At 62.2% G+C, this 16,730-nt stretch carries 13 protein-coding genes; 4 read left to right on the top strand and 9 right to left on the bottom strand.

Translation table 11 applies throughout. The features are described from left to right. Positions 1 to 202: 202 nt before the first annotated feature. Positions 203 to 1,222 (bottom strand): flagellar motor protein MotB, encoded by a 1,020-nt coding sequence (gene motB / locus GIW02_RS02645; RefSeq protein WP_236417268.1) that lies wholly within the window; start codon positions 1,220 to 1,222, stop codon positions 203 to 205. Between the two features lie 3 nt (positions 1,223 to 1,225). Continuing rightward, positions 1,226 to 2,077 (bottom strand): flagellar motor stator protein MotA, encoded by an 852-nt coding sequence (gene motA / locus GIW02_RS02640; protein ID WP_099583685.1) that lies wholly within the window; start codon positions 2,075 to 2,077, stop codon positions 1,226 to 1,228. A gap of 167 nt (positions 2,078 to 2,244) precedes the next feature. Between motA and GIW02_RS02635 the strand changes: the two genes are divergently transcribed. Genes GIW02_RS02635 through asd form a run of 3 tightly spaced genes read left to right on the top strand, consistent with a single transcriptional unit; the run spans position 2,245 to position 5,529 of the window. Continuing rightward, a complete protein-coding gene (locus GIW02_RS02635; RefSeq protein ID WP_236417266.1) occupies positions 2,245 to 3,780 on the top strand; it encodes an HDOD domain-containing protein in 1,536 nt (511 codons plus the stop codon). A gap of 57 nt (positions 3,781 to 3,837) precedes the next feature. Further along, positions 3,838 to 4,653, top strand: a complete 816-nt coding sequence (locus GIW02_RS02630) for a rhodanese-like domain-containing protein (RefSeq protein WP_236417264.1) — start codon at positions 3,838 to 3,840, stop codon at positions 4,651 to 4,653. Between the two features lie 15 nt (positions 4,654 to 4,668). Next, a complete protein-coding gene (asd, locus tag GIW02_RS02625; protein ID WP_236417262.1) occupies positions 4,669 to 5,529 on the top strand; it encodes an archaetidylserine decarboxylase in 861 nt (286 codons plus the stop codon). A gap of 131 nt (positions 5,530 to 5,660) precedes the next feature. Here asd and serB read toward each other — a convergent pair whose 3' ends face one another. Further along, on the bottom strand, positions 5,661 to 6,875 hold the full coding sequence (serB, locus tag GIW02_RS02620) for a phosphoserine phosphatase SerB (RefSeq protein WP_078740395.1): 1,215 nt from the start codon (positions 6,873 to 6,875) through the stop codon (positions 5,661 to 5,663). Between the two features lie 133 nt (positions 6,876 to 7,008). Between serB and GIW02_RS02615 the strand changes: the two genes are divergently transcribed. Beyond that, the gene (locus GIW02_RS02615; protein ID WP_236417260.1) at positions 7,009 to 8,541 is read left to right on the top strand and encodes an AhpA/YtjB family protein; all 1,533 of its coding nucleotides are present in this window, start codon (positions 7,009 to 7,011) and stop codon (positions 8,539 to 8,541) included. A 292-nt stretch (positions 8,542 to 8,833) separates the two neighbouring features. Here GIW02_RS02615 and GIW02_RS02610 read toward each other — a convergent pair whose 3' ends face one another. The 6 genes from GIW02_RS02610 to cpdA all read right to left on the bottom strand — a co-directional run bounded on the left by GIW02_RS02610 (position 8,834) and on the right by cpdA (position 16,655). Next, the gene (locus GIW02_RS02610; RefSeq protein ID WP_236420016.1) at positions 8,834 to 9,541 is read right to left on the bottom strand and encodes an ABC-type transport auxiliary lipoprotein family protein; all 708 of its coding nucleotides are present in this window, start codon (positions 9,539 to 9,541) and stop codon (positions 8,834 to 8,836) included. Positions 9,542 to 9,718: 177 nt separating this feature from the next. Beyond that, on the bottom strand, positions 9,719 to 11,983 hold the full coding sequence (parC, locus tag GIW02_RS02605) for a DNA topoisomerase IV subunit A (RefSeq protein WP_236421768.1): 2,265 nt from the start codon (positions 11,981 to 11,983) through the stop codon (positions 9,719 to 9,721). Positions 11,984 to 12,056: 73 nt separating this feature from the next. Then, complete coding sequence (locus GIW02_RS02600; protein ID WP_236415641.1) at positions 12,057 to 13,052, bottom strand: esterase-like activity of phytase family protein; 996 nt, start codon at positions 13,050 to 13,052, stop codon at positions 12,057 to 12,059. Next, a complete protein-coding gene (gene parE / locus GIW02_RS02595; RefSeq protein WP_236415638.1) occupies positions 13,052 to 14,956 on the bottom strand; it encodes a DNA topoisomerase IV subunit B in 1,905 nt (634 codons plus the stop codon). Before parE ends, GIW02_RS02600 begins: the two co-directional genes overlap by 1 nt. 54 nt (positions 14,957 to 15,010) lie before the next feature. After that, complete coding sequence (locus GIW02_RS02590; RefSeq protein ID WP_236415636.1) at positions 15,011 to 15,619, bottom strand: YqiA/YcfP family alpha/beta fold hydrolase; 609 nt, start codon at positions 15,617 to 15,619, stop codon at positions 15,011 to 15,013. A gap of 220 nt (positions 15,620 to 15,839) precedes the next feature. Next, entirely contained in the window at positions 15,840 to 16,655 is an 816-nt protein-coding gene (gene cpdA, locus GIW02_RS02585) for a 3',5'-cyclic-AMP phosphodiesterase (protein WP_236415626.1), read from the bottom strand. Positions 16,656 to 16,730: the final 75 nt, after the last annotated feature.

The following is a 16,730-nucleotide window of genomic DNA, read 5'->3' as shown; positions in this document are numbered from 1 at the left end:
CACTGCTGACAATGTGGCGAGCGGGCTTGCCCGCGTTGGGCCGCGAAGCGGCCCTGGAACCAGGCCCTGCGGAGTATCTGATACACCGCATTTTGATTTATCTGGGGCTGCTTCGCAGCCCAACGCGGGCAAACCCGCTCGCCACAACAAGCCTACTTGCGACAAAAAGCCTAATTGCCAGAGCAAGCCGGCTCGCCACTACCTAGGTACCAGCCTTTGGCACCGTAGGATCTTTAACCCCACCGTCATCAAACAGGTTCAGCTTCTGGCGCAGTTCATGGGCCGGTAACGGCTCCTGCCCTGGCGGGATGGCGTTCGGGTCGACCGGTACTTCGCCTGGCGCGCCCGCCCCTGGGGTTGGCGCTGCGGGCGGTGGCTGGTCGCCTTCAATCGCGCGCTGGGCCTTTTTGGTCAGCACCACGATGTCGATGCGGCGGTTGATCGGGTTGAAGGGGTCTTTGTGATCAAACAGCTGCGACGACGCAAAACCCACCACGCGCGCCACTTGCGGGTCCGGGTAACTGCCGGCTACGAGTGCACGGCGCGCAGCGTTGGCACGGTTGGCCGACAGCTCCCAGTTGCCGAAGTCGCCCTGGCCCGCATACGGCTTGGCGTCGGTGTGGCCGCTGATGCTGATCTTGTTCGGCACCGCCTTGATGGTGTCGGCCATGGCCAGCAGGATGTCTTCAAAGTACGGCTTCAGGCGCGCGCTGCCCGAGTCGAACATCGGCCGGTTGGCCGCGTCGGTGATCTGGATGCGCAGGCCGTCCGGGGTGATCTCGAACGAAATCTGGTCCTTGAACTTGAGCAGTTGCGGGTTTTCCTCAACCTTGGTCTGCAGTTCTTGCAGCAACAGCTCCAGGCGCTCCTGTTCGACCTGATCAGCCATGGCCTCGACGGTGTCGCGCTCGATCGGGATTTTCTCCTGCGGCGCTTCGGTCTTCACTTCCGGGTTGATGGTGCGCTCCGGCGCCAGTTGCGGCGAGCCGCCCAGGTCGATCACGAAGGGCGTGCCGCTCTCCGAGAAGCCAATCGGGTCTTTGAAGTAACCGGCGATGGCGATTTTCTGTTCAGGCGTGGCGGTGGACATCAGCCAGAGCACCAGGAAGAACGCCATCATCGCCGTCGCAAAGTCGGCGAAGGCGATTTTCCAGGCACCGCCATGGTGCCCCGCAGCGAAGCGCTTGACGCGCTTGATGATTATCGGCTGGTTGTTTTCCATGGCTTAGCGACCGCGAACCGCTTGTTCCAGCTCGGCAAAACTTGGGCGATGCTTGGGGTACAGCACCTTGCGACCGAACTCCACCGCCAGCGACGGCGGCATGCCGGAAGCGGACGCTACCAGGCTGGCCTTGATCGACTCATACAGGTTGATTTCTTCCTTGGCATCGTGAGCCAGGGAGGTGGCCAGCGGGCCGAAGAAGCCGTAGGCCGCGAGAATACCGAAGAAGGTACCCACCAGCGCCGCACCTACGTGCATGCCGATGGCCGCCTGGTCACCCTCGCCCAGCGAGGCCATGGTCACCACGATACCGAGTACCGCCGCAACGATACCGAAGCCGGGCATGCCGTCCGCAATGCCGGTCACGGCGTGGGAGGGGTGTTCCAGCTCTTCTTTAAGGCTGAACAGCTCCATGTCGAACAGGCCTTCCAGCTCATGCGGGGCCATGTTGCCGGAGGACATGATGCGCAGGTAATCACAGATGTAGGCGGTCATGCGCTCGTCTTTGAGCACAGCCGGGTACTTGGCGAAAATCGGGCTGGCTGCGGCGTCCTCGATGTCGGCCTCGATGGCCATCATGCCTTCGCGGCGGCTCTTGTTGAGGATCTCGTAGACCAGGCCCAACACCTCGAGATAGAAGGTGTGGGTGAAACGCGAACCGAACATGGCCAGGGATTTCTTGACCACGTGCATGGTCATGTAGCCGGGGTTGGCCTGCAGGAACGCACCCAATGCCGCACCACCGATAATCAGTACCTCGAAAGGCTGAATCAGTGCCGCAATTTTACCGTGGGACAGGACGTACCCGCCGAGCACGCTCGCGAAGACGACGATGATGCCGATAATTTTAGCCATAGGAGATGAGTACTTGCGCCGTCGGGTTCATGGACATATTTGGGGTAACTGAAAAACTCTTGTTCTACTTATCGGCAAAACTGCGCCAGACTATAGCCCGTTAAGGCGAAAAGCCAGTTCGGCCCGCTCCGGGCGTGTTGACCGCAAGTGATGATCGCGCCCCAATCATGGCTAATGAAACGACAGTCCCAACTGCAAAACCCACTTCTCTCGCCGCTTGGATCAAGCGCCTTGACGACGTGCTGCTGCCTGTTCCCCAGACCAGCCACGACCGTGTGTGCAAAGCCATCCGCGACAGCCGCAGTTCGTTGCGAGACATTGCCGAACTGATGCAAAGCAGCCCGGCCCTGGTGCTCAGCGTGATGCGCGAGGCCAATAGCCAGACCCATGGCAGCCTGGCTGCGCCGGCGGAAAACCTCGAAGTGGCGCTCAACCGTCTGGGCCTCAAGCGTGCCGAAGAACTGCTGGCGCGCTTGCCAGCGGTGCCCGACATCGAGATTCCCGTGGCGTTGCGCCAACTGCTGCTGGTCAGCCAGCACGCCTCGCAGCAGGCCAACGGTTTGTTCGGCAGCCGCCTGGCGCGGCTGTGGCAAGACATCCACTGGGGCAGCCTGCTGTTTTTGTCGCCGCTGTGGCCCATGGCGGTGGCCTACCCCAAGCTCCTGGAAGAATGGGAACTGCGGGTTATCCATAAAGGCGAGCGTGCACGCAAGGTCGAACAGGAACTGTTCGGCGTGCGCCTGCTGGACCTGTGCCTGGGCCTGACCGAAACCTGGCACTTGCCGATCTGGGTGTCCCAGGGCTATACCCTGCTGCGCAACGAACAGCGGTTACTGGTCAAGGCGCTGCATATCGCCCGCGAAGACGACCCGCTGCGCCATCAGCAATTGCTCGACGCCGAACCCAACCTGCGACGCTGGCTGAACCAGCCGGCCAACACCGTGCTGCTGGCCAACGGCCTGGCAATGTCGGCCCAGGAATCCTGGACCTGCCCGCACACGCAGCGCTGGCAGTACCTCACCGCGCTGTACCTGCAACAGCCGCTTGGCGACGTGCAGCAGCAGGTTCACCAGCAGGCCGTGACCAGCGCCCGCACCACCTTGATGCCCGACCTGTGGCACCCGGCGCTGTCGCTGATCTGGCCATGGCATGTACAAAAGATTCATCGCGGCCTGCTTCCGGCACCACCGCCTACCGCCGAAGCGCTGGCCGTATGGCGCAAGCGCTGCACCGAATTGCTGGTGGAGCCGAGCCGCTTCGCCAACGCCATGCACCTGACCACTTGCGCCCGCGAGGCCCTGGTCGCCAGCGGCATGCAGCGGGTCATGCTGTTGATGACCGACCGCGCCCAAAGCACCTTGCGTGTGCATCAGGTTGACGGCCTGCCCAAGGACGCCGCCAACCTGAGCCTGGACGTGGTCAACAGCACCCTCCTGCAGCGCCTGCTGGAAAAATCCGCCCAGGTGCGCCTCAACCCGGATAACCACGCGCAGTTCTCGGCGCTGCTACCGCCGATCCTGCGTCGGCTGTTCACCGGTGAACACCTGCTGCTGCGCTCGTTGAGCTGCAACGGCAAAGTGGTGATGTTGATGGTGGCCGACCAGGGCGGTGGGCCGTTCTCGGAAACCACCGTGCAGGCCTTCGGCAAAACCGCCCAGTGCATCGAGAAAGCCCTGCACAGCTTTACCAACCGCAGCGCCTGATGCTTGCGCTACAATCGCCCTCTTTTATCGCCAACATTTGTGCCCAGGAGACCTCACATGCCTGACTTCTCTGGCTTGCCGCTGGTGATCGAATCCAGCGACCTTATTAGTCGACTGGATGCCGAACACCTGATTCTGGTGGACCTCACCAGTGCCGCCCGCTACGCCCAGGGGCACATCCCCGGCGCGCATTTCGTTGACCCCAAGCGCACCCAACTGGGCCAGGCGCCCACGCCCGGCCTGCTGCCGCACAAGGCTGACCTGGAAAAGCTGTTCGGCGAACTCGGCCACACCCCGGATGCCACCTACGTGATCTACGACGACGAGGGCGGCGGCTGGGCCGGGCGTTTTATCTGGATGCTCGACGTGATCGGCCACCAGAAATACCACTACCTCGATGGCGGCCTGCTGGCGTGGCTGGAGGAAAAACACCCGGTTTCCACCGAGGTACCCGCCCCGGTCGGCGGCCCGGTCAGCCTCACGCTGCACGACGGCCCCACCGCTACCCGCGAATACCTGCAAAGCCGCCTCGGCGCAGCCGACCTGGGTATCTGGGACGCGCGCGGCCCGCTGGAGTATTCCGGTGAAAAAGTCCTCGCGGCCAAAGGCGGACACATCCCCGGCGCGGTGAATTTCGAATGGACCGCCGGCATGGACAAGGCGCGCAACCTGCGCATCCGCCGCGACATGCCGCAGATCCTCGAAGACCTTGGGCTGACCAAGGATAAAGAAATCATCACCCACTGCCAGACTCACCACCGCTCTGGCTTCACCTATCTGGTGGCCAAGGCGCTCGGTTATCCGCGAGTCAAAGGTTATGCCGGTTCCTGGGGCGAATGGGGCAACCACCCCGACACCCCCGTTGAGATTTAAGGTTTAAGGACAGTTATGAAAAAGCAGTTGTTTATCCTCAGCCAGTACCTGCTGCCGCACCACCTGCTGTCGCGGTTGGCCGGCTGCATTGCCGAGTGCCGCGTGCGCTGGTTCAAGAATGCCTTCACCACGTGGTTCGCCAAGCGTTATCAAGTGGACATGTCCCAGGCGCTGGTAGAAGACGTGACCGCCTATGAGCACTTCAACGCCTTCTTCACCCGCGCCCTGAAAGACGGCGCCCGCCCGCTGGACCAGACCCCAGGCGCGGTGCTGAGCCCGGCCGACGGCGCAGTCAGCCAGCTTGGCCCGATCGAACATGGTCGCGTGTTCCAGGCCAAGGGCCACAGCTTCAGCGTGCTGGAATTGCTGGGCGGCGATGCGGCCGTGGCGGCGCCGTTCATGGGTGGCGACTTTGCGACTGTTTACCTGTCGCCCAAGGACTACCACCGCGTGCACATGCCGCTGGCCGGCACCCTGCGCGAAATGGTCTACATTCCTGGGCGCATCTTCTCGGTGAACCAGACGACCGCCGAAAACGTACCGGAACTGTTCGCGCGTAACGAACGGGTTGCCTGCATTTTCGACACCGAACGCGGCCCGATGGCCGTGGTATTGGTGGGCGCGATGATCGTGGCGTCGATTGAAACGGTCTGGGCCGGGTTGGTCACGCCGCCGAAACGCGAGCTGAAAACCTTCCGCTACGACGAAGCTGCACGCGCGCCGATTCATCTGGAGAAAGGTGCGGAGCTGGGGCGCTTCAAGCTGGGTTCCACCGCGATCGTGCTGTTTGGGCCGGATCAGGTGAAGTGGGCTGAAGAATTGGCCGCCGGCACCCCGGTGCGAATGGGCCAGGGTATGGCACTGCCGAAAGCCTGATTGAAGCCGATTGCAGTTCAAATGTGGGAGGGGGCTTGCCCCCGATGGCTGAGTGTCAGGCAACTTATGTGCTGGCTGATACACCGCTATCGGGGGCAAGCCCCCTCCCACATTTTTTACCGAGTTTCTACTTACAGCTGACCGTCGCGATCACGGAAGCCCAGCAGATACAGCACACCGTCCAGCCCCAGCGTCGAAATCGCCTGCTTGGCTGACTGCTTCACCAGTGGCTTGGCACGGAACGCCACGCCCAGCCCGGCAATCGCCAGCATCGGCAAGTCATTCGCACCGTCGCCGACCGCAATGGTCTGCTCCAGACGCAAACCTTCCTTGTGGGCCAATTCCTTTAGCAAATCGGCTTTACGTTGCGCGTCGACAATCGGCTCCACCGCCACGCCCGTCACTTTGCCATCCACCACTTCAAGCTCGTTGGCAAACACGTAGTCGATGCCCAGCTTGGCCTGCAATTGCTTGGCGAAGTAGGTGAAGCCGCCCGACAGGATCGCGGTCTTGTAGCCCAGGCGCTTGAGTTCGGCAAACAGGGTTTCGGCGCCCTCGGTGAGGCGCAGTGAAGCACCAATCGAGTCCAGCACGCTGACGTCCAGGCCTTTGAGCAGGGCCAGGCGCTCCTTGAAGCTGGCACGGAAATCCAGCTCACCAGCCATGGCGCGCTCGGTAATTTCAGACACTTGCTCGCCCACACCGGCCGCCTTGGCCAGCTCATCGATAACTTCGGCTTCGATCAGTGTGGAGTCCATGTCGAACACGGCCAGGCGGCGGTTGCGACGGAACAGTGAGTCTTCCTGGAAGGCGATGTCGACATTCAGTTCCTGGGCCACGCTGAGGAACTCGGCGCGCAGGGCCTGCGGGTCGGCCGGCTCACCGCGTACCGAGAACTCGATGCAGCCCTTGCCCTTGTCGGCTGGCGTGTCCAGCGGCATGCGGCCCGACAGACGGTCGATATGGTCGATATTCAAACCGTACTGCGCGGTGATCGAGCTGACGCGCTGCAACTGCTCGGCAGTGACCTTACGGGTCAGCAGGGTAACGATATGGCGTTTTTTGCCCTGCCCTTCCACCCAATGCTGGTAATCCGCTTCGGACACCGGCGTGAAACGCACCTGCTGGTCCAGCTTATAGGCGGTAAACAGGATGTCCTTGAGCACCGACGAGGCCTGCTCGGTGCTGGGGATTTCCACCAGGATGCCAAACGACAAGGTGTCGTGGATCACCGCCTGGCCGATGTCGAGAATGTTCACACCACCCTGGGCCAGAACACCGGTAATGGCTGCGGTAAGACCCGGACGGTCAACACCAGTGATGTTAATCAGGACAATTTCGCGCAAGGCGCACCCCCAGGCTGGAAAAAAACCGCATTCTACCCACTTTCAGTGACCATCGGGCACAGCCAGCGCTTTGCCGGTCCTAGGGCTGTCGCTATACTGCGCGTCAACTTCACGGACCAAGAGCCGAGCGCAAGTGAACCGGCCCACGCCAGTAAAAACCGATAACTTCTTCCTGCTGATCTTCCGGGCACTGCGCCACCGCCGTGTACCGATCGCATTGCGCATTGCCAGCCATAACGTGATCCTGGTCGCCTTGGCCCTGGTGATCTATGCCTGCGTGATGGGCTTGCAGTTCAAGCAGGCCATGCACGAGCAAGCTGACGCGCTGGGTGAGAGCCTCACCACCCAGACCGCCACCTCGGCGACCGAGTTGCTGGTGTCCAACGACATCCTCAGCCTCAACGTGCTGCTCAACAACCTGACCAAAAACCCGCTGGTGGCCCACGCCGCCATCTACAGCGTGGACAACCGGATCATGGCCGAAGCCGGGCAACGCCCGAAAAACGGCCTGCTGGGCGAAGCGGAAGGCTTGTACCAGAGCAATATTACATTTCAGGATGTGAAGGCCGGCCAACTGCGTATCAGCCTCGACATGCAGCAGTTCCAGCAGCCGATGACCATCAGCCTGCAGAGCATGGGCATCCTCAGCGCGATCCTGTTGGCCCTGGCCCTGGCCTTGAGCCTGCGCCTGGGTCGGCATATCTCCACGCCGCTGATGCAACTGCGCATCTGGCTGCGGGACATCGACGAACACACCCCGGCCACCGACCGCCAGGATGAGATCGGCGACCTTGCCCGCCAACTGCACGCCAGCTTTGCACCGGAGCCTGCGCCCCGCGCGGCCGAGCCCGAACCTGACTACGATGACGCCGACTACGGCGACGAACCCGAGTTTGAAGTGCGCAACCTGCGCGACCCGGGCTTCGACGAAAGCGCGCCGGTGGCAGGCCTCAAACCTGTAACTCGCCAGGCGTTCAAGGCCGAAGAAGACGAACTGGACGACGAAGACCCGTTCGCCGACCTGCGCGATACCTCGGCCAACAGCCCGGCGGTCGCGCCCAAGCCGGCACCTGCGCCGAATGCCGAGCCCCAGCACAGCGCCGTACTGGCCGTGCAACTGGGTGCCCAGGATCAATTGCGTCGCCTGCCCCGCGCCCGCCTGACCGAGCTGCTGGAACGCTACCGCGACTGCCTCGACCAGGCCGCTTCGCTGTATCAAAGCGAGCTGCATACCCTGAACGACGGCAGCACACTGATGCTGTTCCACAGCGAAGACAGCGGCGAAGACTATCTGACCAACGCCATCTGCTGCGGCGAGTTGCTGCGCGCCTTGGGCCATGAGTTGCAGATTGAAGTGGCCGACAGCGGCATCACCTTGCAACTGCAGCTTGGTTTAACGGTGGGCGACGACCTGTTCGGCATGAGCCAGATCGACCTGCTGCTGACGGAAATCGCCCAGGATGCGCTGGCCTTGTCGCAACACAGCCGCAACCTGCTGCTGGTGGAACGCAAGATCAGTGAAGACACGCTGATCCGCCAGCGCGCACGCATTCGCCCGATTGCCAGCCCAGAAGGCGCCAGCTGCGTGGAGCGCCTGATGGAGCCGTATCCGTCGATGCTGGAACGCCAGCTGGCACGCATGCATGAGACCCGCGCCAAACCCTGACGCGAGTCGTGTGGCGGCCTTGTATGGCGAACGGGCTATTGCAATGAGGGCCTTGTGTGGCGAGCGGGCTTGCCCGCGTTGGAGTGCGAAGCGCTCCCAGGATTTCTGGGGCTGCTTCGCAACCCAACGCGGGCAAGCCCGCTCGCCACACAAGACGCTAGCTCTGCCCTCCACACAAGGCCCCGCTCGCCACAGCCTGCTCATCTCAATTGGCACTCTCTTCATAAGTCAGATCCTGCACAAACAAAAGGCCCGCTTACTCAGCGGGCCTTTTGTTTGTGCGCGATTGCGATCAGAACCTGAACACTTCCATGTCCGTACGAATCGGCACCGCCATCGGCATTTTTGGCTTCTGCGGCTCTGCCGGCTTAGCCTGTACCGGGGCTTGCTTGCGGGGCGCCTCGGCAATTGGCGGCTGGTTGGCCAATGGCTTGAGGGCCACCGACAACTGCTGCGCCAGGTTCTGCAACAGCACGCCCTGGGCCTGAACCTGGGACGCGGTGCTGCCGGTGTGTTCTTCTTGCAGGTGCACGATGCGGTTATCACGCACCTGGCCACGGCGGTCGATCAAGCGCCACTGCGCATCGAGGATCGCCGGCTGCGAAGCACCGGAGTCGAGCCGGGTGATCGTCAGCAGCACCTGCACATCCGGGCTGAAGCCCGTAGGAGCAGGCGCCAGCACCACACGCTGGCTGTCCAGATGACCCGCCACCTGGCGCAACATCAACTGGTTGATATCGGACGACAAACTGCCCGCCCAACGACCATCAGTGGAACCTTGCAGGCTGCCGTCGTTCTGACGTTGCAGCAAGGTTTCGCGCTGCAGGTAGTCAGCCACAACCACCGGGCCCAGCAAAACGGCCATGCCAGCCGTTTGCGCTGGCTGAGCCGGACTTCCGCTGTCCAGCTGGTACAGCGACACCGGCTGGTGTGTGCTGCAACCCGCCAGCCCCAAAAGGCCAGCGAGCATGAAAATAAAAGGAAGGCGTGGAGCAGTCATCATCCCATCCAGGTGGCTGCCACAAGGCGAACCACAATGTAATACTTAAAAATAACCTAAACACGCTCGGCCACGCCGGCGCTGGAAAGGCCATATCATCCGTGAATATGCGCCATGACTCCAGCGCCAAAGCGTCGATCTACGCGTTAAATCGTAGATCGAGGGCTCTAATCCGCCTTAAACGGGCGTTTCCACCAACAAAGCATCCACACGCTGGAAGCCGCGAGGCAATTTGTTACCGCGACGACCGCGCTCGCCCTTGTAGTGCTCCAGGTCATCAGGGCGCAGCGACAGCGTGCGTTTACCGGCTTGCAGCACCAGCGTGGCCCCTTCCGGTATCACCGCGATGTCGGTCACGTACTCTTCGCGACTGGCCACCCGCTCCCCGGGAATCCCAATGATCTTGTTGCCCTTGCCTTTGCCCAGCTGCGGCAAATCGCTGATCTTGAACACCAGCAAACGCCCTTCGGTGGTCACCGACGCCAGCCAGTTGCTCTCGCGATCATCCACTGGCCGCGGCAGGATCACCTTGGCATTGTTGGGCAAGCTCAACAGCGCCTTGCCCGCCTTGTTCTTGGCCTGCAGGTCTTCACCCTTGACCACGAAGCCATAACCCGCGTCGGAGGCGATCACATACAGCGCATCGTCGTCCGGCAGCAGCACACATTCAAAATTCGCCCCCGGTGGCGGCGTCAGGCGCCCGGTCAGCGGCTCGCCCTGGCCACGCGCCGAAGGCAAGGTATGGGCCGGGACCGAGTAACTGCGCCCGGTTGAGTCGATAAATACCGCGAACTGGTTGGAGCGCCCGGCCGCAGCGGTCTTGAAACCATCCCCGGCCTTGTACGACAAACCGGTGGCGTCAATATCATGCCCTTTGGCGGAACGAACCCAACCCTTTTCCGACAGAACGACGGTAATTTTCTCGTTCGGCAGCAGCTCGGTTTCTGTCAGAGCTTTGGCTTCGGCACGCTGCACGATCGGCGAACGACGGTCATCACCGTAGGTTTCGGCGTCTTTGATCAACTCGCTGCGCACCAGCTTCTTGAGCTTGGCTTCGCTGCCCAGCAGGGCTTGCAGCTTGGCTTGCTCCTTGAGCAGTGCGTCTTGCTCGTCACGCAGCTTCATTTCTTCCAGCCGCGCCAACTGACGCAAGCGGGTATCGAGGATGTAGTCGGCCTGGATCTCGCTTAGCTCGAAACGCGCGATCAGCTCGGCTTTCGGGTGCTCGGCGGTCCGGATGATGTGGATCACCTCATCCAGGTTGAGGTAGGCAATCAGCAAGCCGTCCAACAGGTGCAAGCGACGCTCGACCTTGTCCAGGCGAAATTGCAGCCGGCGGCGCACGGTCTGTATGCGGAACTCCAGCCATTCCACGAGCAAATTGCGCAGGTTTTTCAGCTGTGGCTTACCGTCGAGGCCAATGATGTTGACGTTGACCCGGTAGCTCGACTCCAGGTCGGTGCTGGCGAACAGATGCTGCATCAGCACTTCATGATCGACCCGGCTATTGGTCGGGATGATAACGATGCGGCACGGGTTCTCGTGGTCGGACTCGTCACGCAGGTCGGCGACTTGCGGCAGTTTCGACGGTTTGGCCTGCATCAACGCGGCGATCTGCTCCAGCACCTTGGCACCGGAGACCTGATGCGGCAGCGCGGTGACAATAATGTCGCCGTCTTCGATGTGGTACACAGCGCGCATGCGCACCGAGCCCTTGCCGGTCTCGTACATCTTGAGCAGGTCGGCACGCGGCGTGATGATTTCCGCTTCGGTCGGGTAGTCCGGGCCCTGGATATGCTCGCAGAGCTGCTCGACCGTGGCTTTGGGCTCATCCAGCAAGCGTACGCAGGCCGTGGCGACTTCGCGCAGGTTGTGCGGCGGCACATCGGTGGCCATGCCGACCGCAATGCCGGTGGTGCCATTGAGCAGGATATTCGGCAAACGCGCCGGCAACACCAGGGGTTCGTCGAGGGTGCCGTCAAAGTTCGGCCCCCAGTTCGCGGTGCCCTGGCCCAATTCGCTCAGCAGGACTTCCGAGTAACGCGACAGGCGCGCCTCGGTGTAACGCATGGCGGCGAAGGACTTGGGATCATCCGGCGCACCCCAGTTGCCCTGGCCGTCTACCAGCGTGTAGCGGTAGCTGAACGGCTGGGCCATCAGCACCATGGCTTCGTAGCACGCCGAGTCGCCGTGGGGGTGGAACTTACCGAGCACATCACCGACGGTACGCGCCGACTTCTTGTGCTTGGAATCGGCGTCCAGGCCCAACTCACTCATGGCGTAGATAATGCGCCGCTGTACGGGCTTGAGGCCGTCGCCGATATGCGGCAAGGCGCGGTCCATGATCACGTACATGGAGTAGTTGAGGTAGGCATTTTCGGTGAAGTCAGCCAGCGACCGGCGCTCTACGCCATCTAAGCTGTCTGCGAGGATGTCACTCATGCGGGCCTCATCAATGTGGTGTGAGGCACAGCGGAACTGCCGCTGCGCCGAGTCAATTCAAAAAAGGGATAGCTCATGGCTGGGCGCTCCAGCCACCGGCAGGGGCGGCGAAACGATAGACCACAGGGCGTTTTTCACCATCGACGCGGGGGCCGAAATTGTTGTCCAGGCCAATCCAGGCACCCTCGGCGTCGACCACCAGGGCTTCGGCCAGGCCATAGGGCTGATCATAGAGACGTTGCGGCGCAAGCATTTCTGCAGCGAACGACCAGCAGCGCTCGACGGCGGCCGTGGCAGCATCGCGCCGGCACAGCTGGTATTGGCTGCTTTCGAGGGTGAACAGCTTGCCCTCAAACAGCGCCACATCAGAAAAATTCCTCGAGACGGCCCTGGCCTTGGGCACCTGCTCGGGTTGCATCTCGGTGCCCGCTTCACTCAATAACACGCAAGGTCCGTCACAATCCCAGACACTTTGCGCGCGCTTGATCGAGATCAAACCACGTCGCTCACGCTCGGCGGCCAGCCAGATCTGATTGCCCTCGGCGTTCACCGCCAGGCCTTCGAACAACGCGTTGAAGTGCAGCAGCATGCCGCTGGCGCGTGCTTCGCGCACCATGCCCGGGGCGATCTTCAGCCACTCGGGCGCACCCGTTACCGGCACTTGCAGCACTGCCGCATGGGCTTCACTGACGATGTAACGGTTACCGGCGACATCGCAGCTGATGCCTTCGAAATCCAGGTCACCCCCACGAATAAGCGCAGCGGCCTTGGTGCGCGAACGTAAACCCCAGGGCAAACCCGACTCCGGCACGGGCGGCACGTCGATCTTCACCGTTTCGGCCTGCCAGGTCGGCGCACTGATATCCAGCCGATAGATCTGGTCGTCATCGCGGTCAGAAATCGTCCACAACTCAGTGCCACACAGGGCCAGGCCCGACAGGTTACCGCCGCGCATGCCCTCCACCGGGTGTTCGGACACCAACACCAGCTCAGCCGCAGGCGCCGCGAGCGCCTGGGTGGCCGCCAACCCGCTCAACATCAGGATCGCCAGGGCGAAACCTGTGCGCATCAGCCCAGCACCTCGGCCAGGTTGCCTTTGGATTCCAGCCAGGCTTTGCGGTCCGGCGCGCGTTTCTTGGCCAGCAGCATGTCCATCATTTCCGACGTGCCGGCGAAGTCTTCCAGCGTCAACTGCACCAGGCGCCGGGTGTTCGGGTCCATGGTGGTTTCGCGCAGTTGCGGCGGGTTCATCTCACCCAGGCCTTTGAATCGCGTGACCTGCGGCTTGCCGCGCTTCTTCTCGGCCACCAGACGGTCGAGGATGCCATCGCGTTCGGCCTCGTCCAGGGCATAGAAAATCTCTTTGCCCAGGTCGATACGGTACAGCGGCGGCATGGCGACGTAGACGTGGCCTGCGTCCACCAGCGGGCGGAAGTGCTGCACGAACAGCGCACACAACAAGGTGGCGATGTGCAGACCGTCGGAGTCGGCGTCGGCGAGGATGCAGATCTTGCCGTAGCGCAGCTGGCTCATGTCCGCCGCGCCTGGGTCGACGCCGATGGCCACGGCGATGTTGTGCACTTCCTGGCTGGCCAGGACCTCGCTGCCGTCGACTTCCCAAGTGTTGAGGATCTTGCCGCGCAACGGCAGGATCGCCTGGAATTCCTTGTCCCGCGCTTGCTTGGCGGAACCACCGGCGGAATCACCTTCGACCAAAAACAGCTCGGAGCGCATCGGGTCCTGCCCGGCGCAATCGGCCAGTTTGCCGGGCAATGCCGGGCCTTGGGTGATGCGTTTGCGCTCGACCTTCTTGCTGGCCTTGAGGCGACGGCCGGCGTTGTTGATCGCCAGCTCCGCCAGGGCCAGGCCCAGCTCCGGGTGCTCGTTGAGCCACAGGCTGAAGGCGTCCTTGACCACACCGGAGACAAACGCCGCCGCCTCGCGGGACGACAGGCGTTCCTTGGTCTGGCCGGAGAACTGCGGCTCCTGCATTTTCATCGACAGCACGAACGCGATGCGCTCCCACACGTCTTCCGGCGCCAGCTTCACACCACGCGGCAGCAGGCTGCGGTATTCGCAGAATTCGCGCATGGCATCCAACAAGCCCTGGCGCAAACCGTTGACGTGGGTGCCGCCCTGGGCCGTAGGGATCAGGTTGACGTAGCTTTCCTGCACGCTGTCGCCACCTTCGGGCAACCACAGCAACGCCCAGTCGACCGCTTCTTTATTACCGGCCAGGCTGCCGCAGAACGGCTCATTGGGCAGGCGTTCGAAGTCGCTGACGGAATCTTCCAGGTAGGAGCGCAGGCCGTCTTCATAGTGCCACTCGACCTTCTCGCCGGTGCCTTTGTCTTCAAAGGTCACCAGCAGGCCTGGGCACAATACTGCCTTGGCCTTGAGCACGTGCTTGAGGCGGCTGATGGAGAATTTGGGCGAATCGAAGTACTTAGGGTCCGGCGCGAAGTACACGCTGGTACCGGTGTTGCGCTTGCCAACGGTGCCGATCACTTCCAGGTCGGTGGCTTTGTAGCCATCGGCGAAAGTCATCTGGTACTCGTTGCCGTCGCGCTTGACCTTGACCCGCACCAGCGTGGACAAGGCGTTGACCACGGAAATACCAACACCGTGCAAACCACCGGAGAACTGGTAGTTCTTGTTCGAAAACTTGCCGCCGGCGTGCAGCTTGGTGAGGATCAGCTCGACGCCCGGCACACCCTCTTCCGGGTGGATGTCCACCGGCATGCCGCGACCATCGTCGGACACTTCCAGAGAATGGTCAGCGTGGAGAATGACATGCACCGACTTGGCGTGGCCGGCCAGGGCTTCGTCGACGCTGTTGTCGATGACTTCCTGGGCAAGGTGGTTCGGCCGGCTGGTGTCGGTGTACATGCCGGGGCGTTTACGCACCGGGTCGAGGCCCGAGAGGACTTCGATGGCGTCGGCGTTATAAGAGCTAGCGCTGGGAGTGGCCATGGGGTCTCGTCGTGAGTCGTTCGATTAAAAAGTAACCTGCGGTTTCCAAGGCAATTACAGTGCCGAAAAATCGAAGGATTGATACTGATCTGCGCCAATGCCGGCAAAGCTCAACAGCGCCGGCAATTGCTCGGCGAAGCCCTGGTAACCATGGTCGCCACCAGCCTGGATGCGCAAGGCACAGGCCCGGTAATACTGCTGGGCGAGGCGATAATCCAGTGTTTCATCGCCGGTCTGCAACCACACTTGATAACGCGCGGCGTCCTGCGGGGCCGGGACTTCCAGCTCGGCCAGGGCGGCGACGTGATCGTGGGTCAGGTCCCAGGTTTCATCGGTATAGAGGTTCTTCTGGGTGCCCAGGTAACCATCGAACATCCGATGCGGGCTGACCGCCGGGTTGACCAGCAGCGCCTTGAGGCCATGGCGTTCGGCAAGATGGGTTGCATAGTAGCCGCCGAGTGAGCTGCCGACCAGCAGTGGCCGTCCCAGTTGGGCAATGGCCTGCTCCAATTGCGGAATCGCCTGACGCGGGTGGTGATGCAGGGCCGGCACACGCAGTTGGTCGGCTAGACCGAGCCGGCCCATCACGGTGATCAGCTGGCTGGCCTTGGTGGACGCAGGCGCACTGTTGAAACCATGGATATACAGGATCGAAGCGGACATGCCGGGCTCTCCATGCTTGCGCCAAAAGAGGCGCAGTTTACAGGGATCGAAGCCCTGTGTGAGTCCCCTATTGCCCCGCCACTGCAGAACCCATGTGGGAGGGGGCTTGCCCCCGATAGCAGTGGGTCAGCCAGCCTATTTATTGCCTGACACTCAGCCATCGGGAGCAAGTCGATTCGTCGCACCGCCCCTCCCACATTTGGATCAGTGTTTGCCGCTGTTAGTAGCCGTTGCTGCCGTAATCGATGGTGAAGGTGAAGCCTTTGACCCGCTCCACGCCAGTCTCCAACCGCCCGTCGGCATGCAGGCGCAGCCAGCGATAGCCGGGCGCTTGCTCGCTGACCTTGAAATCCTCGCTGCCCGGCGCGAACTGGATGCAGGTGGACGGCGACGCCAGCAGGCGCACGCCGTTGCGCTCGCGGTCGATTTCCTGGTGCACGTGCCCCCAGAGCACCGCCTTGACCTGCGGGAAGCGGTCGAGCACGGCAAACAGCGCTTCGGGGTTACGCAAGCCGATAGGCTCCATCCACGCGCAGCCGATGGACACCGGGTGATGGTGAAAACACACCAGGTGATGGCGGCTGGGCGCCTCGCTCAAGGCCTGGGCGAGCAATTGCAGTTGCTGGTCTTGCAGGTAACCGGGCACCGAGCCTGGCACGGCGGAGTCCAGCAAGGTAACGCGCCAATTGCCGACATCGACCACTGGCTCGAGCAAATCGCTGTGCACGGCAGCGTGGGCCATGATCTGCGGCTCGTCATGGTTACCGGGGATCCAGCGCGTGGGCGCGCCGATCGGCGCAGTCATCTGGCGAAACTGCTGGTAAGACGCCAGCGTGCCGTCCTGGGACAAATCACCCGTGGCCAGCACCAGGTCGATCCGTGGCTGCTGCTCGCGCACCAACTCGATTACCCGCTGCAGGCTTTCACGGGTATTCATGCCCAGCAGCGTAGCGTCGGCCTCGGCAAACAGATGGCTGTCGGACAACTGCACCAGCAACGCCGGCGCATCGGGGTTCACGGTGGATACGCTCGGCAAGGCGCTCTCCCAGGGCAATCACAGGAAATGGACGGTTGCCGCGATTATGCTGGGGCGGGACGCAAAGAGGAAACC

This window comes from Pseudomonas syringae (assembly GCF_021606685.1).
In the GTDB taxonomy this organism is placed as follows: Bacteria; Pseudomonadota; Gammaproteobacteria; order Pseudomonadales; family Pseudomonadaceae; genus Aquipseudomonas; species Aquipseudomonas syringae_R.
The sequence above is the reverse complement of the archived record's forward strand: the minus strand, read 5'-3'. Positions and strand labels throughout refer to the sequence as shown.